Below are 23,395 nucleotides of genomic sequence, written 5' to 3'. Positions count from 1 at the left end.
CTGAATGGTATCACTCTGATAGATCGCCGGACGGCGATCGGGAAGAAAATGCAAATATACGCAGGCTGTTCTGCCACAGCGCATCGGCAATCACGTCAGCCGGTTCAGGACGCAGCGTGCACAATACCTCAAACACATTGCGCGCCCGCTCAGGCCGGTTGGGCTCTCCCTGAAAACCCTGCAGCGGCATATCCGGTGCGTCAGTCTCCAGCAGCAGCGACGCCAGCGGCAGGCTGGCAATGGTATGGCGGGTTTTGCTGGCGCGCTCCCAGGTAATGGTGCCTCCCACGCCGATGGCATAGCCGAGCTGGATAAAGCGCTCTGCCTGCTGCTGGCTGCCGGCAAAGCCGTGCACGACGCCACGCCGCGGCAGATTATGGCGCCGCAGCAGCATCGCCAGCTGATCGTGGGTGCGGCGGGAGTGCAGGATCACCGGCAGATCAAAACGTTTTGCCAGAATGAACTGCGCGTTCAGCAGCCGCGTCTGCTTGTCGAAATCGGGATCGTTCATATAGAGATCCAGTCCGATCTCGCCGATCGCTACGCAGTTGCTCTCTGCCTGCGCCAGATGCTGCGCGAGCAGATCCAGATGATCGTCCTGATGGCGGGCAATATTGATCGGATGCAGGCCCAGCGCCGCATAGAGCGCCGTGTGATCTTTTGCCAGCTGGATAACGCGTGCAAAACGACTCGCTTCTGTCGATGGCACAATAATGCGCTCTACGCCGGCGGCGGCGGCGCGGGCAATGCTTGCGACCGCATCATCAACAAACGGCGGGAAATCAAAATGGCAGTGCGTGTCGATAAATTTCATGCCAGCGATCCTTCATCCCAGGCAGCATCGTTCCCCGCCAGCGGCAGCGTGTGTAGCGGTCGCGTATGCGGTGCATTGGCAGCGGCGGCGGGCGGTGCAATCGACAGCGGCCTGCGGGTCGGCTCTGCGTCACTTAACCACTGCCCCAGCGTAGCCAGAAAATAGCGTCCGCTGCGCCGGCCAAGATGATAATCGTGGTTCAGCGCGGCAACGCGGCTGCCAAGCGCCATGCTGGCCAGCGGGCGCGGCGGGCAAATTTCCACAATGCGCAGATTACCCGGCGGCTGTTCAATAAACTGCTGGATCTCGCGATAGCTCGCTTCATGATGATGCAGGATGTTGATCATCGGCTGCAGCGCACTGTCACCCAGCCAGCGCTCCATCCGCTGGATCCATTGCGGCGTATAGAACATCTGCGAAGGCGTGGTCCGGATCACCACAATGGTATCCGCGCCGCGTCGCGCGGCTTCACGCACCGGAATGGCGTCGCTGATGCCGCCATCCAGATAGCTGACGCCATCCATCAGCACGCCGCTGCGATAAAAGCCAGGAATAGCGCTGGATGCTTTGATGATGTCATGCCAGGTCAGCTCATCAGGCCTGAAATAGCGTGCCTGATAATCGTCACTGCGGCAGGCGCACATATAAAATTCGCTGCCACCGGCAAACAGTTTCTGCGCGCTGCTGAACGCCAGAGGAAATTCACTGCGGGTAATATCGATTAGCCAGTCGAGATCGATAAGATGTCCACCGCGTACAAAGCGCAGCGGATCGAAAAACTGCTTACTGGTGGTATAGCGGGTAATAACACGTCGGGCATAGCCCGGCTGAGCGCAGACAAAGGCGGAGAGATTTTGCGCGCCGGCGGAGGTGCCCAGCATCAGATGAAAAGGGTTAAATCCGGCCCGCTGGAATGCGTCCAGTACGCCTGCGGTGAATATTCCGCGCTGGCCGCCGCCTTCACAGACAAGTGCAATTTTACGGGATTTAAATGGCTGAAGCGCCAGCGGTTCGAAGGAACCGAGTGAGACCGGAATGCGTATACCCAATAACGTACCCTCAGTAGTTGCTGCTCTGAGGGAGGCCAGAGCGGCATCCCGGAGAACCAGTCATTGTCATTCCCTGACCCACTGCACGGGCAGCTGCGACGGCAGACAATGCCGTCAATGACTGGCCTCCGCTTTACATCACTAGCGGGTTACTGCAATTGATGTGTCTGGTCAGAGTTTTTTGCGCCCGGTAAACAGGCTAACCAGGAACAGAATAATACCGACAATAAAGACAATTTTAGCTGCCCATGCTGCCGTACCTGCCAGACCGCCGAATCCTAAGGCTGCCGCGATCAGTGCAATGACCAGAAAGATAATACCCCAACGAAACATAAGCCTCTCCTTTACCATAGTAGAAATCGAACTGCTTATTCTTCACTTCACTGTTTTATTGCGGAACAGCATCAGAGCGATGCCGTTCCGGCTGCGTTAAGATTTCACCTTGAGGTCATTCTTCACGCTTTTCACGCCTTCAATGGCTTTTGCGATCTTCTCAGCACGCTCAGACTGTGCCTGATTCGCAACTTCTCCTGACAGCTGAACCACGCCATCGGTGGTTTCCACCTTCACATTGCGCGATGGAACAATGTCGTCTGCTAACAGCTTAGCTTTAATTTCGCTGGTTGTGGCGGCATCACCGGCATAACCTTTCAGCGAGCCTTCTTTATTGTCTCTGACGTGTAGTTTGTCACTGACGGATTTCACTCCTTCAACTTTCTGCACCAGAGCGACAGCCTTTTCAGCCTGATCCTGCGAGGCAACGAAACCGCTTAATGTCACCACACCCTGCTGCGTTTTGACGGAGATATCCGTGCTTTTAATCGCGTCATCATCAACCAGCGCCGCTTTGGCTTTGGCTGTAATGCCGCTGTCATCCATAAAACCATCGACTTTTTTCACAGAACTATCGATTTTGGAACCCGTCGAGCTGGTATCAGCAGCAAATGCCGCACCGCTTAACAGCGCCGTACCGGCCAGTGCAGCAATCAGGGTCTTGGCAATCTTAGTCTTATTCATCGATATGATCCTTCTATCAGTTAATTCACCCGCAAGCGCGAATGCACAACAGCCAACGGCGCCGTTGCCTTGATGGACGTAACCAAACTCGCAGGCCTGTTTTTTCGTCCGACAGAATAATCATAGTAGGGATTACAGCTTTTGCTGGCTTTTGTGGTTGATATCTCGCCAGAAAGTCAGAATGACAGCGTAATTAAGAGGAGTCTGTAACAAAAAAAGCAGGACCAGTAATGACTGGTCCTGATAGCGAGGCGGGATCAGTGTTCGCGGGTTTTGCGGAAAACCACGTCAGGATAACGCTCCTGCGTAATATTCAGGTTAACCATCGTAGGCGCGATATAGGTGAGGTTATCTCCCCCATCCAGCGCCAGATTGACCTCATTTTTACGCTGGAAGTCGTCAAACTTCTTCGCGTCGCTGCACTCTACCCAGCGGGCGGTGGAGACGTTGATCGCTTCATAGATCGCTTCAACGTTGTATTCGCTCTTAAGGCGGGCGACAACCACATCAAACTGCAGCACGCCGACGGCACCAACAATCAGATCGTTGTTATGCACCGGACGGAATACCTGCACGGCGCCCTCTTCAGAGAGCTGAACCAGACCTTTCAGCAGCTGCTTCTGCTTAAGTGGATCGCGCAGACGGATACGGCGGAACAGCTCTGGCGCAAAGTTCGGAATGCCGGTGAACTTCATCGCTTCACCCTGGGTAAAGGTGTCGCCAATCTGAATCGTGCCGTGGTTATGCAGGCCGATGATATCGCCCGGGAACGCCTCTTCAACGTGCGAACGATCGCCTGCCATAAAGGTCAGCGCATCGGAGATCACCACATCTTTGCCGGTACGCACCTGACGCAGTTTCATACCCTTTTCATAACGACCCGATACCACACGCATGAACGCAACGCGGTCGCGGTGTTTGGGATCCATATTCGCCTGAATCTTGAAGACAAAACCGCTGAACTTCTCTTCACGCGCTTCCACAATACGGGTATCGCTTTTACGCGGCATCGGCGCAGGTGCCCAGGAGACCAGGCCATCAAGCATATGATCGACACCAAAGTTGCCCAGCGCAGTGCCGAAGAACACCGGCGTCAGCTCGCCGTTGAGAAACAGCGACTGCTCAAATTCGTGTGAGGCGCCCTGCACCAGCTCCAGCTCATCACGCAGCTGCTGTGCCAGCTCTTCGCCCACCGCCGCGTCGAGATCGGGATTATTCAATCCTTTTACAACGCGCACGTCCTGAATAGTATGGCCTTTACCGCTCTGATAGAGATAGGTTTCATCTTTATAAAGGTGGTAAACCCCTTTAAACAGCTTGCCGCAGCCGATTGGCCAGGTAATGGGGGCGCAGGCGATCTTCAGCTCGCTCTCAACCTCATCCAGCAGCTCCATCGGATCGCGGATGTCGCGGTCCAGTTTGTTCATAAAGGTGATGATGGGCGTATCGCGCAGGCGGGTTACTTCCATCAGCTTGCGGGTACGATCCTCAACCCCTTTCGCGGCATCAATAACCATCAGACAGCAGTCAACGGCGGTCAGCGTGCGATAGGTATCTTCCGAGAAGTCTTCATGCCCCGGCGTATCCAGCAGGTTGACCAGGCTTTCACGATAGGGAAACTGCATCACCGAGGTGGTGATTGAAATACCACGCTGCTTCTCCATTTCCATCCAGTCTGATTTAGCATGCTGGCTGGAGCCGCGGCCTTTAACAGTACCGGCAGTCTGGATAGCCTGTCCGAACAGCAGGACTTTTTCGGTGATTGTGGTTTTACCGGCGTCCGGATGCGAGATAATCGCAAAGGTACGGCGGCGCGCCACTTCTTCTAAAAAGGGAGCATTAGACATGAGTGCGTTCTTCTTCAGGGCGGCGCGTCTGTAACGCGCGGCAGATAAATCGTTCCGGAACCTGTCCGGTGGGTAACAGTGCCAGTGGCAACGCCGTGGCGTCACTGCACAGCAGCGGTTCGCGGCTGCGCTGGCGGTGCTCCGGTTATCCGGTCAGCGTTGAGGCGGCATAGCATACAATATTTCAGCAGGCGGGGAAATCACGACTGTAGCGCGCAGGTAACCTCTTACGGCTCCGTCCGCGTCCGGTCATGGCAGGCGAATGGCAATCAGTTAACAATGAGAATTCGTCGCATTCAGAATATTGAATAATTCCATTTATATTCAATGATATAAATTAAAATTTCGTGCAAAAAACCCTTCACATAAACGCTGATATTGCTGCATAATTCGCCGTAATTTTTCTGACTGCTTAATAAGGACGCAGCTATGTTAACTGCTGAAATGACCTCTCGCCTGAACGACCAGCTTAATCTGGAGTTCTTCTCTGCCAACCTCTATCTGCAGATGAGCGCCTGGTGCAGCGATAAAGGATTTGAAGGGGCCGCCTCTTTCCTGAAAATGCATTCGCGTGAAGAGATGGAGCATATGCAGCGCCTGTTTGATTACGTCAGCGACGCGGGTTCCATGCCGGTACTGGGCAGCATAGCGGCACCGGCTGTCAGCTGGAACTCTCTGAGCGATGTGCTGAGCGAAGCGCTGAAGCATGAGCAGCTGATCACGCAGAAAATCAATGAACTGGTGCACACCGCGCTGACATCGCAGGACTACTCCACTTTTAATTTCCTGCAGTGGTATGTGGCAGAGCAGCATGAAGAAGAGAAATTGTTTAAAACCGTGCTCGATAAACTGGCGCTGGTGGGTAACAAAGGTGAAGGTCTGTTCCTGGTGGACAAGGACCTGGGCCGCATGAACGTGGAAGGTCACGGTCAATAATAAAAAAGATGACATACAGCAAGCAGCAGCGCCCGGTTTTGCCGGGCGTTTTTTTATGCTGAAAGCGTGCGCTCAGAGGACGAAGAGCCTGCAGACGGTCAGGAGCACATAAATGCGCCCTCTGCGTTGTCACGTCGTCACCCATGGCGCCATCTTACTCCAGCGCTTTCAGTCGCAGCTCTGAGGGTTGCGGGCGGCCAAACAGATACCCCTGAAACAGCGTGCAGCCCTCTTCACGCAGCTTCGCAAACTGTTCGCTGTTCTCCACGCCTTCCGCCGTGATCTGAATATCCAGGCTGCGGCTCATGCCGGTTATTGCCCGGATGATCGCCAGCGCTTCGCGGCTGTCGCCCATATCGTTGATAAAAGATTTATCGATTTTGATCTTATCGAACGGGAATGAGCGCAGATAGCTGAGCGAAGAGTAGCCGGTGCCAAAATCATCCAGCGCAATCTGTACGCCCAGCGCTTTAAGGTTCTGCAGCGTCCGGATATTGCCCAGCGTATCGTCCAGCAGCACCGACTCCGTGATTTCCATCTCCAGCCGATGCGGTGCCAGACCTGACTCCTTCAGCGCCCCCTCTACCACCGACACCAGCGAGCTGTTTTTAAACTGCAGCGGTGAGAGATTTACCGAAACGGACTGTTCGGTGTTCCAGCTCTGCGCTTCGCGGCACGCCTCATACAGCGCATAGGCACCCAGCATATGAATCAGCCCGGTCTCTTCAGCAATCGGGATGAAATCCACCGGCATGATCAAGCCTTTGACCGGATGGTGCCAGCGCATCAGCGCTTCATAACCAATAATGCCGCTCTGACTGGTAATGGGCTGATAGTAAAGTCTGAGCTGCCGCCCGGTAATCGCATCACGCAGATCGTTTTCAATGATGCGCCGGCTGCGCGCCTGGTCATCCATCTCTGGCGTAAAGTGCTCATAGCGGTTACGGCCGTTACGCTTCGCCTCGTAGAGCGCCATATCGGCGCAGCGCAGCATATGTTCCGGCGTGTTGACGGCCTGGGTGGTCAGGGCGATCCCCACGCTCAGGCCCACGGTAAGATTATGCCCTTCGACATTCATGGGCGGCTGAATCGCCTCGATCAGGCGCTGCGCCACCGTGGCCGCTTCGTCAGCGTTGTGGATATCGGGCAGCACAATAGCAAATTCGTCGCCGCCGATGCGGGCCAGCGTATCACGCTCACGCAGCACGCTGCGCAGCCGCTTAGCCACCGCGCGCAGCAGATCGTCACCAATCTGGTGGCCAAGCGCATCGTTCACGTTTTTGAAATTATCGAGGTCGAGACAAAGCGTGGCGCTGATCTGGTTCTGTGCCGTGTCGTTACGCAGCGCTTCGCTGAGTTTTTGCCGGAACAGAATGCGGTTAGGCAGGCTGGTCAGGTTGTCGTGATGCGCCATATGGTGAATACGCGCATCCGCTTCGCGCTGGTCAGTCACATCTTCCACGATCAGCATGACATAATTTTGCCGCATATCTTTGCCGGTGATGGTGGTGGCGCGGGTATGCAGAACCCGCTCACCGCTGGCGGTCAGCAGCAGCTGCTCGCGGGCGTGAATGCCTTCACTGCGCAGCGCAATATCCGCCAGGCTATTAAAGTAGTCGCTCAGTTCGGCAGACATGCACTCGTGCGGACGCTTATGCATGAGCAGCGATCGGCTCAGCCCAAACAGCTGCTCAGCCTTGGCATTCACCATCAGAATTTCGCGGCTGATAGCATCCTCCACGATCACGCAGGAGGGGATGTTGCTGATGATGGTGTCGAGAAAGGTCGACAGCTCCGACATTCTGCTGCTCTGCGCCTGTGCCAGATCGCGCGCGCGCAGAAGCTGCTGCTCATGTTCACGCCGCTCCGTCACGTCGCGCGTGATTTTGGCAAATCCGATCAGGCATCCACTCTCATCATGAATCGCGTCAATTACCACGTGCGCCCAGAAAGCCGATCCATCTTTCCGGTAGCGCCATCCCTCATCTTCAAACCGCCCGGTTTTTAGCGCAATGCCGAGGTTTGCATCCGGCAGATGGAGCTGGCGCTCCTGCGCGCTGTAAAAGAGTGAGAAGTGCTGCCCCACAATCTCATCTGCGCGATATCCTTTAGCGCGCTGCGCCCCGGCGTTCCAGTTAACGACTCGCCCCTTCAGGTCCAGCATGTAGATAGCGTAATCGGTGACGCCCTCCACCAGCAGCCGAAACGTTTTTTCATGTTCGCGCTGCTGGCGCAGCAGCGCCTGCTGTTCAGTGCAGTCGCGGGTAATTTTTGCGTAGCCAATCAGTTTCCCGGCGTCGTCGCGAATTGCGTCGATGATAACGTGCGCCCAGAAAGCGGAACCATCTTTACGATAGCGCCACCCCTCATCTTCAAAACGTCCGGTTTTAAACGCGGTCGTAAGATTCTTTTCCGGTAGATGGTTCAGACGATCCTGCGCGCTGTAAAAGCGGGAGAAGTGCTGTCCGACAATTTCCTCTGCCACGTAGCCTTTTGTCCGCTGAGCCCCGGCATTCCAGTTCTCAACGTTGCCCTCCAGATCCAGCATATAAATCGCATAGTCGGTTACGCCCTCTACCAGTAAACGAAAGCGCTGCTCCTGTTCACGCTGCCTGCGCTGCTGCGCCTGCTGCTGCGTGTAGTCGCGGGTGATTTTGGCAAAACCCAGCAGCTCGCCCTGCTCATCCCGGATAGCGTCAATCACGACGTGAGCCCAGAACGCGCTGCCATCTTTGCGATAGCGCCAGCCTTCGGTTTCAAACTTACCGGTTGCGGCAGCAACAGAAAGACCGCGCTGCGGCGCGCCGTTTTTGCGCTCCTCTTCGCTATAAAACAGCGCAAAATTTTTACCAACGATCTCATCTGGCGTATACCCTTTGGCGCGCTGCGCACCGGTATTCCAGTTAGCAACGGTACCGTCAGGTTTGAGCATGTAAATGGCGTAATCTACGACGCTCTGCACCAGCAGCCGATACATTACATCAGAGTTATTGTTCATATTTTGTGCCTGTTCCGGCCTGATACAGCATCGGCTTTTCAGAAGATTCTTAATTATTTCAGACTTAAACGCAAAAGTGCAGCGCTGACAAGCGCTAATCGATTTCAGACAAAATCTGGCAGGAGTGTTATCGGCAGTGGCGAGAAAACGTTCAGAGAAATGCATCATTCCTCGTGGCTACCTGCTATTTATGGCAGGTCAGTCGGGGAAGAGCATGCAGGAAAGCCGCATACCGGAGAGAGCCGGTATACGCAGAGAGACGAGACGCTGTCGCTGGCCTATCGGGCTGCCAGCTGCTGCATAACCGGCAGCCACAGGTCGGTCATCATCCCTTTGCCGCCGGTAAGCGGGTCGCGCGGGGGCAGAGGAACGCGCTGAATTTGCTCTCTGGCTGCACGCAGCCGCGAGGGTTCATCGCGTACCGTTTCGGGCGTCATTCCTTCCGGATAAGCGCCGACCATGAAAAAATCGTCTGACGCGTAAACCTGTTTATGCCCGACGCCTGCCGGGATCAGCACGGCATCACCTTCACGCAGCACCACCATACGCCCGCTGTCGCCGCCCAGCAGGATCTCAGCCCAGCCCGCCCCGACGCCCAGCACCTCATGCGTATTCGGATGATAGTGGGTATAAGGGAATACCGGCGCGCGCCATGCGGCAGGCCAGCCGCTGGCGGTAAAGGTCGTTTCAAACCAGCGTGCGCTATCTTCCGTGTCATCCGGCACCACTCGCGGCCAGATAATCAGCGGCAGCGGGCTGTTCGGCACGCCGCCGCTGGCGTGAGAGAGCCGCAGATGCTGCGGGTTAAAGGAGGCGCCTGCTGAAAAGGTGCCGGCAGCAAACGACATCGATAACAGCAGGCTGGAAGAACAGGACGCCATGAACGTGCTCCGACAAATAATGTTAATTAATTGTGGCAATTTCAGGCGGTAATGCAATGTGGCAATATCTGAAAAAATCCCTGTTAATTAGTCGCTTAGTAACTTAAGCCAAATTTTTCGTTTCGGCGTTGCCGGTTTGTGATAGCGATCGCTCTCCGGCAAAGAGGTTGCGGTGCACACTCAGGCGGTTTTATCCAGATCGCACTGGCTGCTGACAAAATCGGGCAGTTCATTTACGCGCTCAGGTGGCAGCGGCCTGCCGAGCAGGTATCCCTGCAGCGTGTCGCAGCCAAGGCCGGTCAGAAAAGCCTGCTGATCGGGCGTCTCCACCCCTTCCGCGACCACTTTCAGATCCAGCGACTGCGCCAGCGCGACAATAGCGGAGACGATAGTGGCGTCCTCGGAATTTGCCTGCAGCTCATTCACGAACGCGCGGTCGATCTTCAGTTCACTGGCGGGCAGCCGCTTCAGATAGAGCAGGCTGGAGTAGCCGGTTCCGAAGTCATCAATCGACGCCTTTACCCCCATGCTGGTGAGTTCAGTCAGGATACGCACGCTCTCTTCCGGATCGCGCATCGCCGTGGTCTCTGTCACCTCCAGCGTCAGCTGCTCTGCCGGGATCTGATGCGTTTTCAGCGCCTGCGTCACGGTGGTAATCAGCCCGGACTGCTCAAACTGCAGCGCAGAGAGGTTCACCGCAACTGACCAGGCGGTATGCCCCTCCTGATGCCAGCAGTGCAGCTGGCGGCACGCTTCATCGATCACCCAGTTACCTATATTTATGATTAAACCGGTTTTTTCTGCGCCAGGCAGAAACAGATCAGGCGTAAGCAGACCGCGCTGCGGGTGCTGCCAGCGCAGCAGCGCTTCAAAACCGAGAATCGGCCCGCCGGGGGCACAATACTTCGGCTGGTAAAACAGCCGCAGTTCACGGTTATCCAGCGCCTGCCACAGATCGTTGTTAAGCTGCAGCTGCGACTGCGCCAGAATATTCATTGAGGGCTGGAAGAAGGTGTAACCGTTGCGGCCATTGTGTTTGGTGTGGTACATCGCGGCATCAGCGTTAAACATCAGCTCGCGCTCATCTCTGCCGTCGCCAGGATAGACGGCAATCCCGATACTTAAAGAGACCACCAGCTCATAACGCGATATGGCAAACGGCCGGTCAACGGCCTTCACCAGCATATCGGCCACCGAGGCGGCGTCGTTGGGATCGTCAATCTCCAGCAGCAGCACAAACTCATCTCCGCCCATTCGCGCCAGCGTATAGTGCCCCTGCATCTGGCTCATCATACGTTCCGTTACGCTCACCAGCAGTTTATCGCCGATATGGTGCCCGAACGCATCATTAACCGCTTTAAAACCATCAAGATCCATAAACATCAGTGCAAACTGCGACTTCTCGCGATTGGCTTTGTTGATCGCCTGATCGAGCCGATCCTCCAGTAAAATGCGATTGGGCAGCCGGGTCAGGTTGTCATGCAGCGCCAGCTGGGCCAGTTCACGGTTCGCCTCTGCCAGCGAGCGCGCCAGAATTGACGTGCGCGCCTGCATACGCGCATCTAGCATAGAGACCAGCAGCGTAATGCCGAGTATCGCCAGCGTCACCACGGTGACAATCATCGCCAGCCAGTCGCTGTTTACCCCGTGATGTGTGACGTGGCTGCTCGCCGGAAATCCGGCCGCCGCCATACCGGTGTAGTGCATGCCGGCAATGGCGCACCCCATAACAACCGAGGCGCCAAAACGCAGCAACGTTACCCGGCCATAGCTGTGGCGCAGGTGAAAGGCCAGCCAGAGCGCAGCCCCTGATGCGAGCAGCGCAATCAGCACCGAGACGGCGATCCAGCCCCGGTTCCAGATAATACCCGGCATAAACATCAGCGCCGCCATGCCGGTATAGTGCATAGCCACTACGCCCGACCCCAGCACCAGCGCGCCGCCAGCCAGTCGCCGCCACGGCAGCTCTCCCACGCAGACCAGCCGCAGGGCAAAAATCGAGGCGAGAATAGCAACCAGCATGGAGGCTGCAGTGAGCACCGGATCATAGCTCATCTCCATATCGAGATTCATGGAGAGCATGCCGATGAAATGCATCGCCCAGATTCCTACGCCCATGGCAAAACCGCCACCCAGCAGCCAGATGAGCGCGACGCGACCTGACGAGGAGGCGACCCGGCCTGCCATATCCAGCGCAGTAAAGGAGGCGAGCATGGCGACAATAATTGAAACGATAACCGTGAATGAGTCGTATGACGTTACCAGCATAGGGAAGTCCGGATTAACGCTGTTTCCAGCTATAAAGTCGTGTAAACGGCATCCCTGCAGCTTTTGAACCGCTATCGCCCTTCCTGAACGAGGCAGAAATCCAGCCCTCTTCCCGCGCCAGACGACAGCAGGCTGGCAGCAAGGCCAGCCACTGTTATGACTCTATTATCGGCCTGCGGGCAAAAATAATGAGTAGAAAAAGCGTGTCAGAGATTAGACGTACTACCAGGCTGAACTATAGTAAATAAAACTGATGTAAATCATAAAGCAACCTCAGTGCTAATCTGGGGGAAGCGCCATATATCGCCTTAATTCTCTTTGCCAGCGGCATTTTACGGGTTCGTTTTTTATTAACAGGCCAGGTGGAAAAGCATCGACTCCGGATAATCAGTAAGGAATGATTATGAAACTCAAGCTTTTTCTTATGACCGCAGGCCTGTACACAGGATTGACGTCCGTAACGGCCCTGGCAGCCACCACTACCGGGGCGATCAACGCCACGCTCACGCTGACGACCGGTTGCCTGGTCAACGGTCAGTCAGCCACCACCGGCGTCAATTTCGGTACCCTGAACTTTGGCAGCAGCGCAGCTACCTTTGATACGCTGAATGCCACGCTGGTGGGCGCGGCCGGCAGCGGTATCTATGTGCGCTGCACAACCGGACAGACCTTTAATGTACAGGTCACCAGCAGCAACGGCGCGCCGGGCACGATTTACGGCACCGTCAGCGGCCAGCCGCGCTACCTCATTCTGGGCTCGGATAATACGCGGGGCATCGCCTATACCCTCTACAGCGACGCCGCCTTTACCACCGCGATAGCGAACAACACCAACATTGCCGCCAGCGGCACCACCGATCCGACGCTGGGCACCAACTATGCCATCTATGGTCGGGTCGTCGGCGGCGGCTTCAACCCGCTTATCCCGGCGGGTACCTATACCGACACCATAAACGTGGCGGTGAATTACTGAGCACGGGTGCGCGCGCAGTGAGGCTATCCCTCTCTCTCTGGCGGGCGGCGGGGCTGATAGCAGCCTTCGCCTGCCTGCCGGCAGATGCGCTGCCTGTGGCAAACTTTCAGGTCGCTGCGTCCATCGTGGCGGGCTGCGTGGTGTCGGGCAGCAATACGGGCGTGTTTGGTACGCTCAACTTTGGCTCGCACTCCGGCGTGGCTACGGGAAACTTCAGCGCAAGCTACCTGCAGAGCACAACGCTGAACCTGGCCTGCACGCCAGGCACCGCCGTCAGCATGAGTATTGACGGCGGCGCTAACTACACCTCTGTCCGCAATCTCAAACACACCAGCAGCAGCAATACCGTTGCCTACCGGCTCTTCAGTAACGCTGCGCTGACTGCGCCTATACCCATTAACAGCGCTATAGCGCTGAACTATAGCAATGCGAATACGATTACGCTGCCTGTTTATGGTCAGCTGACGCTGCCTGGCACCGCGCAAGCCGGAACCTATACCGACACGCTGACCGTCACCCTGAGCTGGTGATGCTGAAAAAAAAGGATGAACCATGAGAAACCTGTGCGCGCTGCTTTTGCTGTTAATCATCCCCTCAGTCCGGGCCGCCAACTCGCTGATGATCTGGCCCATTGACCCCGCCATAGCCTCTGAAGATAAAGCCAGCGAGCTCTGGCTGGAGAACCGCGGCAGCAGCAGCACCATTATGCAGGTACGCATTTTTGCCTGGCAGCAGCGCGAGGGCCAGGAGCAGTATCAGACGCAGCAGCAGGTCGCCGCCAGTCCGCCTATGGTGCGGCTGGAGCCGGGGCAAAAACAGCTGGTGCGCCTGATCAAACAGACGCCGCCCCCTGCCGGTCAGGAGAGCGCCTATCGCGTGGTACTTGATGAGATCCCGTCGCCGCGTAAGCCCGGTGATAATCAGGCCGGGCTTAACTTTCAGATGCGCTATTCCGTTCCGCTGTTTGTCTACGGCAGCGGTCTGACGCGCGACAGCGCGAAAGCGGTGCTGAGCTGGCGCGAAGTCAGCAGCGGCGGCAGGCGCTGGCTGGAGCTGACCAACAGCGGCAGCGGCCATGCGCGCCTGAGCAATGTCCGCGCCGGCGGAGCCGCCCTGGGCAACGGCCTGTTTGGCTATGTGCTGGCACACAGCAGCCAGCGCTGGCCGGTCAGCCAGCCCCTGCGCGGAGAGCTGGCAGCCGATGTCAACAACCGCGCCTGGCGCAGTACTGCCGCACGCTAATGACGCCTGCGCCCTCGCGTTATCTGCTGCTGGGCAGCGTACTGATGATCCTGCCCGCGCACGGGCGTGCGGAGAGCTGGTCTGCGCTGCCGCCTCCGCCCGCGCTGGAAAGCAGCGCACAGGGGCAGCAGCTGATGCTGGAGTTAATTATCAATCAGCGCGCGCGCGGCGATATTGTTGCCGTTGAACATCAGCAGGATCATTTCTGGCTGCGCCGCAGCGATCTGCTGCAGGCGGGCGTGGCGGCGGAAAAGCTGCCGGATGAGCGGGTCGATCTTCGGCAGCTGCCTGGCGCGGATGTCACCTATGATGAAACCCGGCAGCGGCTGCTGCTGACGGTGCCGCCGGCCTGGCTGCCGGCGCAGCGGCTCGGGCAGGCTGAGCAGCGTCCCCGCTTTCCGGCGCGCGCCAGCAACGGGGCGCTGCTGAATTACGACGTTTATCTGACCCACACCGACCGGGCCGGCTCACGCCTCTCCTCGTGGAATGAGTTACGGCTGTTCGGCCCGGCAGGACAGTTCTCCTCTAACGGCGTCTATACGCAGCAGCTGAATGGATCGCTCAGCGGTCAGCAGGAGGGATATCTGCGTTACGACACCTGGTTCAGCAATGAGAATGAAGACGCCGCGCTCAGCTGGCGGGTGGGCGACCTTATCACTGACGCCCTGAGCTGGAGCAACAGCGTGCGGCTGGGCGGGGTGCAGATAGCGCGTGATTTCAGCGTGCGTCCCGATTTAGTAACTTATCCGCTGCCTGCCTTCAGCGGCCAGGCGGCGGTGCCCTCCTCGGTCGATCTGTTTATTAACGGCTATCGCAGTGCGCAAACGGCGGTGCAGCCCGGTCCGTGGTCGCTGACCAACATCCCCTTTGTCAATGGTGCCGGGGATGCGGTGATCACCACCACCGATGCGCTGGGGCGTCAGGTCACCACCACGCTGCCCTTTTACGTGTCGGCCAGCCTGTTAAAAAGTGGCCTGTCTGATTACGCCTTCTCTGCCGGCGCTGTCCGGCAAAATTATGGTGTGAAGAGTGCCGACTACGGTGCTGCCGCTGCCAGTGGCTCCTATCGCTACGGTATCAGCGACTGGCTGACGCTGGAGTCGCACGCTGAAGGCAGTGATGAGGTTGTCATGGGCGGCGCGGGCGGCCTGCTGAAAGCGGGAAGCCTGGGCGTTATCAACGCGGCGGTGGCGCAGAGCGACGCGCAGGGCCAGAGCGGCACGCAGTACAGCTGGGGATATCAGTATAACAACAGCTGGTTCAGCCTTGGCACCCAGCACATTCTGCGCGATACCACGTTCAGTAATCTGGCGCTGATCGGCAGCCGCAGTGAAAGCGCCGACAGCCGCTATTCACTCGCGCGTCGCAGCGCACAATATACGGCCAGCCTGTCGCTCAGCGACTACGGCAGTATGGGACTCGCCTATCTCGATATCAGCGGCGGCTACGGTGAGCGCACGCGTCTGTGGAACCTGACCTGGAGCAAAAACCTGTGGGGCAACAGCAGTCTCTATATCTCAGCCAGCCGCGATCGCGATCTCGGTAGCTGGGACGGGGCGATTTCACTGGTGATCCCGTTTGGTGAACAGAGCAGCGCGTCTGTGAGCGTGGAGCGCGATCGCCAGGGGCGCAGTAACCAGCGGCTGTATGCCTCGCGGGCAATGCCCACTGAGGGGGGGATCGCCTGGGACGCCTCCTGGGCACGCCAGGGGGGCGACAGCGGCGATTATCGTCAGGGCAGCCTGCGCTATCGCAATAACCGGATCGATACCTCAGCCGGATTCTGGGGCGATGATGACAATACAACGCAATGGGCGGATCTCTCTGGCGCGCTGGTGCTGATGGATAACCGCCTCTTTGCTGCTAATGATATCAACGACGCCTTTGTGCTGGTGAAAACCCGCTATCCCGGCGTGACCGTGCGCTACGAGAATCAGGCGATGGGGAAAACTGACGGCCAGGGCTATCTGCTGGTCCCGGCGGTCAGCAGCTACTACGGCGCAAAATATGATATCGATACGCTGGATCTGCCTGCCAGCGTCGCCGCGTCCCGGGTTGAGCAGCGCATTGCCGTGAAGCGTAAAAGCGGTTTTCTGCTCGACTTCCCGATTGAGCCGCTGCGTGCCGCCAGCGTTATTTTGCACGACACGCGCGGTCAGCCGCTGCCGCTTGCCAGTCAGGTGCTGCGCGCAGGTAAAGAGAGCAGCTATGTCGGCTGGGACGGCATCGTCTGGCTGGAGAATTTGCAGGCGCGTAATACGCTGCAGGTTATCACGCCCGATGGCCGCCAGTGTGAAACCACGTTCAGCGTCGCGCGCGGCGAACCAGAGGCGCTGAAAACCTATGGCCCGCTGGTCTGCGCGCTACCTCTCCCGCAGCCCGGCGCCGGTGCGCTGGCGCAGACACCCTCAGCAGGATTACAACATGATTAAGTTACTATTGATGCTGGCACTGCTGCTGCCCGGCGCCAGCTATGCGCTCTGCCCGCTCTCCGCTTCGCCGGCCAGCTTTGGCAGCCAGACCACCTTTTCTGTGCAATCCCAGGTTATCCCCACGTCCGCCAATACAAATGTCAACTGCGGCTCCGCCACGCTTAATCTGCTGGGCAACGACTACATTGCCTATGCGTTTACCGCTGCCAGCTACCTGAACGGGACCCGCGCCACGCTGAAAGCGAGCGCCGGCGGCAGCGATAACGTTCCGATCCAGCTTTGTGTCGACAGCGCCTGCGCCACCGAACTGCGTCAGGGCAACAGCTACCGCTGGAACGCCTCGGCGCTGCTGGCGCTGGGCAACAGCCTGAACTTCACTATCCCGCTCTATTTCCGCACCGTGCCAGGCCAGGTAATTGCGGCAGGCACATACACCACCACCCTGACGCTGACGGTCAGCTACAGCGTCTGTACCGGACTGAACGTAGCGGGAGCCTGCGTCGGAACCGTACAGAGCAGCAGCGGCACCGCCCTGCCGCTGACCGTGACGCTGGTGGTCACCAACGACTGCACCACCATTACCGCCCCGAACCTCAACTTTGGCAGCGCGCCGCTGGCGGGCAGCTTCTCTGCCGTTCAGCAGACCATCAGCGTGGTCTGCTCTAAAGGGAGCACCTATAGCGTTGGGCTGAGCAACGGCAATAATTTCAGCGGCACCGCGCGGCAGATGGCAAATGGAGCCAGCCGGCTGGCCTATGACATTTATAAAGACGCGGCCACGACCTCGCGCTGGGGACCCTCCGGCAGCGATCGCTGGAGCAGCACAACGTCAACCTCGCTTAATCCCGATACGGTAACGCGCAACTTTACCTACACGGCCCGGATACTGACGACGCAGGCGACGCCGGCAGCCGGAAACTACACGGATAACGTGGTGGTGGACGTGGCGTTTTAGCGGGGAGAGAGCCGGCCGCAGGGCGCGGCCGGAAAAGCATCAGAGTGAGGCGCTGGCGGGCGTTACCGCGTGGCGCTGCTGATACTGTCTCACCATCCGGCCAATCAGCAGTGTGCCTGCCAGTCCGCAGACGGCAGCAAATGAGAGCCAGATGCCGGGCATCGCTTTATCGCCGGTGGCATGAATAAGGTAGCTGGAGATGGCTGGCGTAAAGCCGCCAAACAGTGCGGTCGCCAGGCTGTAGGCCAGGGAAAAGCCGGATGCGCGCACCTCTGCCGGCATAATCTCCGCCAGATAGACCACCATGGCACCGTTGTAGCTGGCATAGAGAAAAGAGAGCCACAGCTCCGCTTCGACCAGATGCGCAAAGCTCGCGGAACCGGTGAGCCAGTGCAGCACCGGCCAGGCCGTCAGGATCATTAGCACGGTAAAGATAATCAGCAGCGGTCGCCGTCCGACCCGATCGGAAAGTGCCCCCATAACCGGCAGCCAGAACAGATTGGATATTCCGACAAACAGCGTGACCAGAAAGCTCTGCTTATCGCTCATCATCAGCACCGTTTTGCCAAAGGTTGGCGTGAAAGCGGTGATCATGTAGAACATAACGGTGGTGGTGACCACCATCAGCATGCCCGCCAGCACCAGCGCCCAGTTCTGTCCGACTGACCGCACAATCTGGCGCATCGAAGGATGCGTTTTACGCTGGCTGAACGCCTCTGTCTCCTCCAGCATGCGGCGGATCCAGAACAGAAACGGCACAATCATACAGCCCACCACAAACGGAATACGCCAGCCCCATTCGGTAACGGCCTCTTTCGCCAGTAAATGATTCAGCCCCAGTCCCAGCAGCGCAGCGAAAATCACCGCCACCTGCTGACTGCCCGACTGCCAGCTGACCCAGAACCCTTTACGTCCTTTGGGCGCAGCTTCTGCGAGATAGACTGAGACGCCGCCGAGTTCTACCCCCGCGGAGAAGCCCTGCAGCAGGCGTCCGAGCAGGATCAAAATTGGTGCCGCGGCGCCAAGCGTGGCGTAACCCGGCACCAGCGCAATGGTCAGTGTGCCAATCGCCATCAGCCCCAGCGTCAGCAGCAGGCCTTTGCGCCGGCCGTGATGGTCGATATAGGCACCCAGCACAATGGCGCCCAGCGGACGCATAAGAAATCCGGCGCCGAAGGTCATCAGCGTCAGCATCAGAGAGGCAAAGGGATCGTCGCCGGGAAAAAAGGTTTTCGCGATGGCGGTGGCGTAGTAGCCAAACACCATAAAATCATACATCTCAAGAAAGTTACCGCTGGTAACGCTAAAGATGGTTTTCGCCCCGCTGCGCGCAGGTTTTTGCAGAGATAACTGGCTGCTCATACTGTCCTTCCTGGTTTTTTACCCGTTGTAGCCTGCTAAGCCAGGAATGAATGTGATCTGAATCACCATTGTGCTTTACAAAGACTGACAAAAGGTAACAGGAAATTAACAATGCGGGGCGGTTCTGACAGCCGCTCTGCAGAAAGCAGGTATAAAAAAAGCCGCTGTTATCAGCGGCTTTCTCTTCGGCAAAACAGTCCGGCTATTTGCCGGCCGTTTCCATTCCCATCAGGCCAATCTTCAGATAGCCCGCTGCGCGCAGCTGGTCCATCACCGCCATCAGCGTGGCATAGTCCACTGATTGATCGGCCTGGAAGAAGATAGTGGTCCGCTTATCTCCCGCGGTCTGCGCAGTCAGCGCGTTTACCAGCGTCTCTTTCGTCACCGCATCATTGCCGATATAGATCTGCTTATCCGCTTTGATTGAGAGATAGACCGGCTTCTCCGGGCGCGGCTGCGGTGCGCTGGTGGACGCTGGCAGGTTAACGCGTACATCTACCGTTGCCAGTGGTGCCGCCACCATAAAGATAATCAGCAGCACCAGCATAACGTCGATAAACGGCGTGACGTTAATCTCATGCATTTCGCTGTCGCCAGCGGCCTCATCGTTTAAACGCATCGCCATAATGATTATCCTGCGCGCAGCTTATGCGTAGCGGCCGGACGGCTGGTTTCCGCCGCGACGTGCGCCGTGCCGAGATCGAGATCGCGGCTTTGCAGCAGCAGCACCTGGGCTGCGACGTCACCCAGCGACGCTTTATAATTGGCAATCATGCGCGCAAAAACGTTGTAAATAACCACGGCAGGAATAGCGGCAACCAGGCCGACTGCTGTCGCCAGCAGCGCTTCAGCAATGCCAGGCGCGACCACGGCAAGATTGGTGGTCTGCGTTTTAGCGATGCCGATAAAGCTATTCATAATGCCCCATACGGTACCGAACAGGCCGATAAAAGGCGCCACGGAACCGATGGTTGCCAGAAAACCATTGCCGCGCCCGGCATGACGACCGAACGCCCCTACCCGACGCTCAAGGCGAAAACTGGTGCGATCCTTGATGCCCGCCAGATCGTCTGTGCCCGCTGACAGCGTCAGCTCCTCGCGCGCATCGGCCAGCAGTACAGCACTGTGACTGCTGGCTTTAAAGCTCTCTGCCGTACGGTAAGCGTCAGCCAGCGAGCGTGCTGCGCCCAGCGCCTGCTGCTCTTTTTTCAGGCGACGTTTCGCGGCGCTCAGTTCAGCATATTTGCCAAAAAAGATGGCCCAGGTCACGACGGATGCCAGTAACAGGCCAATCATGACAATTTTAACCACGATGTCGGCATGCTGGTACATCCCCCAGACGGAGAGGTCTGTCTGCATTAAATCACTGGCTACCACGCTGCATCTCCAGATTCTGTTGTAGAGTTCACGACTGAAGAGACGATCATAGCAAAAAAAAGGATCTAAGTGATAGTCGTTCTCATTACTATTTACAAAGCAGCGCCTGCTGCTGCTGTGCCTGCACTGCCGGGCTGGTGCCACTCTGATAATCGGTAAACAGGCTCAACCCCTCCCCTGATTCGTGGTAACGTGAATGCTTTGTAAGATGGGTCAGGACAGGCAGTGATGGCTACGAAAAAACTGGATACCGCGCTGGTGAGCGCAGGACGTAATAAACGTTATACGCAGGGCGCGGTGAACAGCGTAATACAGCGCGCCTCATCCCTGGTTTTTGATACCGTCGCGGATAAACAGCGCGCCACCGCCGGGCGGGCTGAAGGCGAACTCTTTTATGGCCGTCGCGGCACGCTTACGCACTTTTCGCTGCAGGATGCGATGACCGAACTGGAAGGTGGCGCAGGCTGTGCACTCTATCCCTGCGGCGCAGCCGCCGTTGCCAACGCCATTCTGGCGTTTGTTGAAGCGGGCGATCACGTGCTGATGAGCGGAGCGGTCTACGAACCGACGCAGGATTTCTGCAGCAAAATCCTCACCAAAATGCAGGTCACCACCACCTGGTTTAATCACTGTATTGGCAGTGAGATCGGTGAACTGGTGCAGCCCAATACCCGCGTGGTGTTTCTTGAGTCGCCGGCGTCGGTGACGATGGAAGTGCAGGATATCCCGGCGATTGTTGCCGCCGTACGTGCCAAAGCGCCCGAGGCGATTATCATGCTGGACAACACCTGGGCGGCGGGCGTGCTGTTTAACGCGCTGTCGTTCGGGATTGATATTTCTATCCAGGCCGGCACCAAATATATCATTGGTCACAGCGACGCCATGATTGGCACCGCGGTGGCCAACGCCCGCTGCTGGCCGCAGCTGCGTGAGAACTCTTACCTGATGGGGCAGATGGTCGATGCGGATACGGCCTATATGGCGAGCCGCGGTCTGCGCACCTTAGGCACCCGCCTGCGCCAGCACGAAGAGAGCGCGCTGCAGGTGGCGGAGTGGCTGACTGGCCGGCCTGAAGTGGCGCGGGTCAATCATCCGGCGCTGGCGCAGAGCCCGGGACACCGTTTCTGGCAGCGCGACTTCAGCGGCAGCAGCGGCCTGTTTTCATTTGTGCTGCATGAGCGGCTGGATGCGCAGCAGCTGGCAAATTATCTCGATCGCTTCCATCATTTCAGCATGGCCTATTCGTGGGGCGGTTATGAGTCGCTGATTCTGGCCAGCCAGCCCGAAGAGCTGGCGGCGATTCGCCCGGCAGGCGGCGTCGACTTTACGGGCACGCTGATACGTCTGCATATCGGTCTGGAGCACGTCAGCGACCTGCTGGCCGATCTGCAGGCGGGTTTTGACCGCTTAACGAATTAAACCAACCTTCAACCATCCGTGGCTCGCCGTGTCAGATCAACGCGCCGGCGGCTGCGGAGGGCTACTATAAAAGCCTTGTAACTCGACGGGATAGCAGATGGGTGTTTTACATGAGATTGTCCAGGCGCTCTGGCATCAGGATTTTGCTGCGCTGGCCAATCCGGATGTCGTATGGATCGTCTACGGCGTGATGTTTCTGACGCTGTTTCTGGAAAATGGCTTGCTGCCGGCGTCGTTTCTGCCGGGTGACAGCCTGCTGCTGCTGGCGGGCGCCATGATTGCTAAAGGCGTAATGGACTTTGTGCCGACCATGGTGATCCTGACCACTGCCGCCAGCCTCGGCTGCTGGCTGAGCTATCTGCAAGGGCGCTGGCTGGGCAATACAAAGCTGGTCAAAAGCTGGCTGATGCATCTGCCCGCGCAGTACCATCAGCGCGCCTGGCATCTGTTTAACCGCCACGGCCTGATGGCGCTGCTGGTGGGCCGTTTCCTGGCGTTTGTGCGCACGCTGCTGCCTACCATGGCGGGTATCTCCGGACTGCGTAACAGCCGTTTTCAGCTGTTTAACTGGTTAAGCGGCGTGTTGTGGGTCGGCATTGTCGTTACGATGGGCTACGGCATCAGCCAGGTGCCGTTTATCAAGCGGCATGAAGATCAGGTTATGGCTATTCTGATGATCCTGCCGCTGGTGCTGCTGTTTACCGGGCTGGCCGGCAGCATTGTGGTGATCTGGAAAAAACGCCGTCAGAAAACCTCTTAATTATCACGCCGCGTCAAACGGCAGCGTCTGCACCGTTTGACGCGCGCGGCTGACCTCTTCACCCGGCGTTGTGCCAAACAGCCGTTTGAACTCCCGGGAAAACTGTGACGGACTCTCATACCCTACCCGCAGCGCGGCTGTACTCGCCTTTACGCCATCCTGCAGCATCATCAGCCGCGCCTGATGCAGACGATAGCGTTTGAGGTACTGCAGCGGGGACGTCTGCGTTACCGCCTTAAAGTTGTGGTGAAAAGCGGACACGCTCATGTTGACCTCGGCCGCCAGCGTCTCAACGCTCAGGCTGCCGGCAAAGTGCGTTTCTATCCGCCGCAGCGCGCGCGCAATCTGACTGAACTGCGTCTGCCGGTTAACCAGCGACAGCAGCGCCCCGCCAATCGGACCGGTGAGCACATAATAAAGGATTTCCCGTACCAGCTGCGGGCCAAGCACCCGTGCATCGCGCGGATGGCTCATCACATCCAGCAGCCGCTCTGCGGCACACAGCATCTCTTCGCTCAGCCAGGCAGAATGAATACCCGAGGTCTGCGCCGCGGGCTGAAACTGCTCATCGTCACCGATATCCAGCAGCAGATCCTGCAGCGAAGCGGTATCCACGCTCAGACACATGCCCGCCAGCGGCGCATCGGGCGTGGCTTCCGTTTCGCACTCAACCGGCAACGGCACCGTCAGCATCAGATATTTACTGGCGTCATAGTGGAAGACCGTGCTGCCGAGATAGCCGGTTTTGCGTCCCTGAAACAGGATCACAATGCCGGGCTGATACATCATCGGCGTACGCGGCAGCGTTTCGCTGGCGTAAATGAGCCGGACATTTTTCACTGCACAGTGCGGTTTTTGCGGGTCGCACATTAGCGCGACGACCCGGCGGGCAAGCTGGCGACACAGGGCGTCATGGGACATGGCGGCTTTCCGGATAAAAAATTCAGTGTGCCGCAACGCTGCACAAAGCTCTACTCCCCTGGAGGATCAGGCAAGATTTTTGCAGAAAAGGGTCAGAGTCCGCTCTGGCAGAGCGATCCGCACTGCACGTTTGTTGTCTAGACT

The 23,395-nt window shown here is 57.7% G+C and carries 20 protein-coding genes; 8 read left to right on the top strand and 12 right to left on the bottom strand.

Going from position 1 to position 23,395, the window contains the following annotated elements; all coding sequences use genetic code 11:
• Positions 1-10: 10 nt before the first annotated feature.
• The 5 genes from FS690_RS10455 to prfC form a co-directional block, all read right to left on the bottom strand.
• Positions 11-814, bottom strand: coding sequence for a TatD family hydrolase (locus FS690_RS10455; protein ID WP_145339592.1), 804 nt, complete (start codon positions 812-814; stop codon positions 11-13).
• On the bottom strand, positions 811-1,863 hold the full coding sequence (locus FS690_RS10450) for a patatin family protein (protein ID WP_145339590.1): 1,053 nt from the start codon (positions 1,861-1,863) through the stop codon (positions 811-813). The genes FS690_RS10455 and FS690_RS10450 overlap by 4 nt, the downstream gene beginning before the upstream one ends.
• A gap of 171 nt (positions 1,864-2,034) precedes the next feature.
• A complete protein-coding gene (locus tag FS690_RS10445; RefSeq protein WP_065648197.1) occupies positions 2,035-2,196 on the bottom strand; it encodes a DUF1328 domain-containing protein in 162 nt (53 codons plus the stop codon).
• 96 nt (positions 2,197-2,292) lie between these two features.
• On the bottom strand, positions 2,293-2,880 hold the full coding sequence (gene osmY / locus FS690_RS10440; protein WP_145339588.1) for a molecular chaperone OsmY: 588 nt from the start codon (positions 2,878-2,880) through the stop codon (positions 2,293-2,295).
• Between the two features lie 257 nt (positions 2,881-3,137).
• The gene (gene prfC, locus FS690_RS10435; RefSeq protein WP_039380149.1) at positions 3,138-4,727 is read right to left on the bottom strand and encodes a peptide chain release factor 3; all 1,590 of its coding nucleotides are present in this window, start codon (positions 4,725-4,727) and stop codon (positions 3,138-3,140) included.
• Between the two features lie 429 nt (positions 4,728-5,156).
• Between prfC and ftnA the strand changes: the two genes are divergently transcribed.
• Positions 5,157-5,663 carry a non-heme ferritin gene (gene ftnA / locus FS690_RS10430; protein WP_039380152.1) on the top strand — a complete coding sequence of 169 codons (507 nt, stop codon included), beginning with the start codon at positions 5,157-5,159 and terminating at the stop codon, positions 5,661-5,663.
• Positions 5,664-5,817: 154 nt separating this feature from the next.
• On the opposite strand, the gene FS690_RS10425 is transcribed toward ftnA, so the two are convergent.
• The 3 genes from FS690_RS10425 to FS690_RS10415 all read right to left on the bottom strand — a co-directional run bounded on the left by FS690_RS10425 (position 5,818) and on the right by FS690_RS10415 (position 11,810).
• A complete protein-coding gene (locus FS690_RS10425) occupies positions 5,818-8,661 on the bottom strand; it encodes a bifunctional diguanylate cyclase/phosphodiesterase (RefSeq protein ID WP_104085436.1) in 2,844 nt (947 codons plus the stop codon).
• 278 nt (positions 8,662-8,939) lie between these two features.
• Positions 8,940-9,542 carry a hypothetical protein gene (locus FS690_RS10420; protein ID WP_104085435.1) on the bottom strand — a complete coding sequence of 201 codons (603 nt, stop codon included), beginning with the start codon at positions 9,540-9,542 and terminating at the stop codon, positions 8,940-8,942.
• A gap of 180 nt (positions 9,543-9,722) precedes the next feature.
• Complete coding sequence (locus FS690_RS10415) at positions 9,723-11,810, bottom strand: bifunctional diguanylate cyclase/phosphodiesterase (protein ID WP_108569909.1); 2,088 nt, start codon at positions 11,808-11,810, stop codon at positions 9,723-9,725.
• Positions 11,811-12,213: 403 nt separating this feature from the next.
• On the opposite strand from FS690_RS10415, the gene FS690_RS10410 reads away from it, so the two are divergent.
• Genes FS690_RS10410 through FS690_RS10390 form a run of 5 tightly spaced genes read left to right on the top strand, consistent with a single transcriptional unit; the run spans position 12,214 to position 17,412 of the window.
• Positions 12,214-12,783 carry a spore coat protein U domain-containing protein gene (locus tag FS690_RS10410; RefSeq protein WP_039380159.1) on the top strand — a complete coding sequence of 190 codons (570 nt, stop codon included), beginning with the start codon at positions 12,214-12,216 and terminating at the stop codon, positions 12,781-12,783.
• Positions 12,784-12,836: 53 nt separating this feature from the next.
• On the top strand, positions 12,837-13,313 hold the full coding sequence (locus FS690_RS10405) for a spore coat U domain-containing protein (RefSeq protein WP_039385638.1): 477 nt from the start codon (positions 12,837-12,839) through the stop codon (positions 13,311-13,313).
• Between the two features lie 22 nt (positions 13,314-13,335).
• Positions 13,336-14,025: a molecular chaperone gene (locus FS690_RS10400; RefSeq protein ID WP_071669240.1), complete on the top strand. Its 690-nt coding sequence runs from the start codon at positions 13,336-13,338 to the stop codon at positions 14,023-14,025.
• Positions 14,025-16,457 (top strand): fimbria/pilus outer membrane usher protein, encoded by a 2,433-nt coding sequence (locus FS690_RS10395; RefSeq protein WP_145339586.1) that lies wholly within the window; start codon positions 14,025-14,027, stop codon positions 16,455-16,457. The genes FS690_RS10400 and FS690_RS10395 overlap by 1 nt, the downstream gene beginning before the upstream one ends.
• Positions 16,450-17,412, top strand: coding sequence for a spore coat U domain-containing protein (locus FS690_RS10390; protein WP_145339584.1), 963 nt, complete (start codon positions 16,450-16,452; stop codon positions 17,410-17,412). Before FS690_RS10395 ends, FS690_RS10390 begins: the two co-directional genes overlap by 8 nt.
• Positions 17,413-17,451: 39 nt before the next feature.
• Here FS690_RS10390 and FS690_RS10385 read toward each other — a convergent pair whose 3' ends face one another.
• From FS690_RS10385 to exbB, 3 genes are all read right to left on the bottom strand, one after another.
• Positions 17,452-18,774: an MFS transporter gene (locus tag FS690_RS10385; RefSeq protein ID WP_108569911.1), complete on the bottom strand. Its 1,323-nt coding sequence runs from the start codon at positions 18,772-18,774 to the stop codon at positions 17,452-17,454.
• Between the two features lie 202 nt (positions 18,775-18,976).
• Complete coding sequence (gene exbD, locus FS690_RS10380) at positions 18,977-19,399, bottom strand: TonB system transport protein ExbD (RefSeq protein ID WP_145339582.1); 423 nt, start codon at positions 19,397-19,399, stop codon at positions 18,977-18,979.
• A 5-nt stretch (positions 19,400-19,404) separates the two neighbouring features.
• Positions 19,405-20,133 (bottom strand): tol-pal system-associated acyl-CoA thioesterase, encoded by a 729-nt coding sequence (exbB, locus tag FS690_RS10375; protein ID WP_186368988.1) that lies wholly within the window; start codon positions 20,131-20,133, stop codon positions 19,405-19,407.
• A gap of 246 nt (positions 20,134-20,379) precedes the next feature.
• Between exbB and metC the strand changes: the two genes are divergently transcribed.
• Positions 20,380-21,570 (top strand): cystathionine beta-lyase, encoded by a 1,191-nt coding sequence (metC, locus tag FS690_RS10370; RefSeq protein ID WP_104085429.1) that lies wholly within the window; start codon positions 20,380-20,382, stop codon positions 21,568-21,570.
• Positions 21,571-21,667: 97 nt separating this feature from the next.
• Positions 21,668-22,330 carry a DedA family protein gene (locus FS690_RS10365; protein ID WP_039380178.1) on the top strand — a complete coding sequence of 221 codons (663 nt, stop codon included), beginning with the start codon at positions 21,668-21,670 and terminating at the stop codon, positions 22,328-22,330.
• A 3-nt stretch (positions 22,331-22,333) separates the two neighbouring features.
• Here FS690_RS10365 and FS690_RS10360 read toward each other — a convergent pair whose 3' ends face one another.
• Positions 22,334-23,251 (bottom strand): AraC family transcriptional regulator, encoded by a 918-nt coding sequence (locus FS690_RS10360; protein WP_145339580.1) that lies wholly within the window; start codon positions 23,249-23,251, stop codon positions 22,334-22,336.
• Positions 23,252-23,395 lie beyond the last annotated feature (144 nt).

The organism is Pantoea sp. PSNIH1, assembly GCF_007680655.1.
GTDB classification, from domain to species: domain Bacteria; phylum Pseudomonadota; class Gammaproteobacteria; order Enterobacterales; family Enterobacteriaceae; genus Pantoea; species Pantoea eucrina.
The sequence above is the reverse complement of the archived record's forward strand: the minus strand, read 5'-3'. Positions and strand labels throughout refer to the sequence as shown.

Coding starts and splice junctions, on each gene's coding strand:
- FS690_RS10455 (WP_145339592.1), bottom strand. CDS start 814: ATGAAATTTATCGACACGCACTGCCATTTTGATTTCCCGCCGTTTGTT.
- FS690_RS10445 (WP_065648197.1), bottom strand. CDS start 2,196: ATGTTTCGTTGGGGTATTATCTTTCTGGTCATTGCACTGATCGCGGCA.
- osmY (WP_145339588.1), bottom strand. CDS start 2,880: ATGAATAAGACTAAGATTGCCAAGACCCTGATTGCTGCACTGGCCGGT.
- prfC (WP_039380149.1), bottom strand. CDS start 4,727: ATGTCTAATGCTCCCTTTTTAGAAGAAGTGGCGCGCCGCCGTACCTTT.
- ftnA (WP_039380152.1), top strand. CDS start 5,157: ATGTTAACTGCTGAAATGACCTCTCGCCTGAACGACCAGCTTAATCTG.
- FS690_RS10425 (WP_104085436.1), bottom strand. CDS start 8,661: ATGAACAATAACTCTGATGTAATGTATCGGCTGCTGGTGCAGAGCGTC.
- FS690_RS10420 (WP_104085435.1), bottom strand. CDS start 9,542: ATGGCGTCCTGTTCTTCCAGCCTGCTGTTATCGATGTCGTTTGCTGCC.
- FS690_RS10415 (WP_108569909.1), bottom strand. CDS start 11,810: ATGCTGGTAACGTCATACGACTCATTCACGGTTATCGTTTCAATTATT.
- FS690_RS10410 (WP_039380159.1), top strand. CDS start 12,214: ATGAAACTCAAGCTTTTTCTTATGACCGCAGGCCTGTACACAGGATTG.
- FS690_RS10400 (WP_071669240.1), top strand. CDS start 13,336: ATGAGAAACCTGTGCGCGCTGCTTTTGCTGTTAATCATCCCCTCAGTC.
- FS690_RS10395 (WP_145339586.1), top strand. CDS start 14,025: ATGACGCCTGCGCCCTCGCGTTATCTGCTGCTGGGCAGCGTACTGATG.
- FS690_RS10390 (WP_145339584.1), top strand. CDS start 16,450: ATGATTAAGTTACTATTGATGCTGGCACTGCTGCTGCCCGGCGCCAGC.
- FS690_RS10385 (WP_108569911.1), bottom strand. CDS start 18,774: ATGAGCAGCCAGTTATCTCTGCAAAAACCTGCGCGCAGCGGGGCGAAA.
- exbD (WP_145339582.1), bottom strand. CDS start 19,399: ATGGCGATGCGTTTAAACGATGAGGCCGCTGGCGACAGCGAAATGCAT.
- exbB (WP_186368988.1), bottom strand. CDS start 20,133: ATGCAGACAGACCTCTCCGTCTGGGGGATGTACCAGCATGCCGACATC.
- metC (WP_104085429.1), top strand. CDS start 20,380: ATGGCTACGAAAAAACTGGATACCGCGCTGGTGAGCGCAGGACGTAAT.
- FS690_RS10365 (WP_039380178.1), top strand. CDS start 21,668: ATGGGTGTTTTACATGAGATTGTCCAGGCGCTCTGGCATCAGGATTTT.
- FS690_RS10360 (WP_145339580.1), bottom strand. CDS start 23,251: ATGTCCCATGACGCCCTGTGTCGCCAGCTTGCCCGCCGGGTCGTCGCG.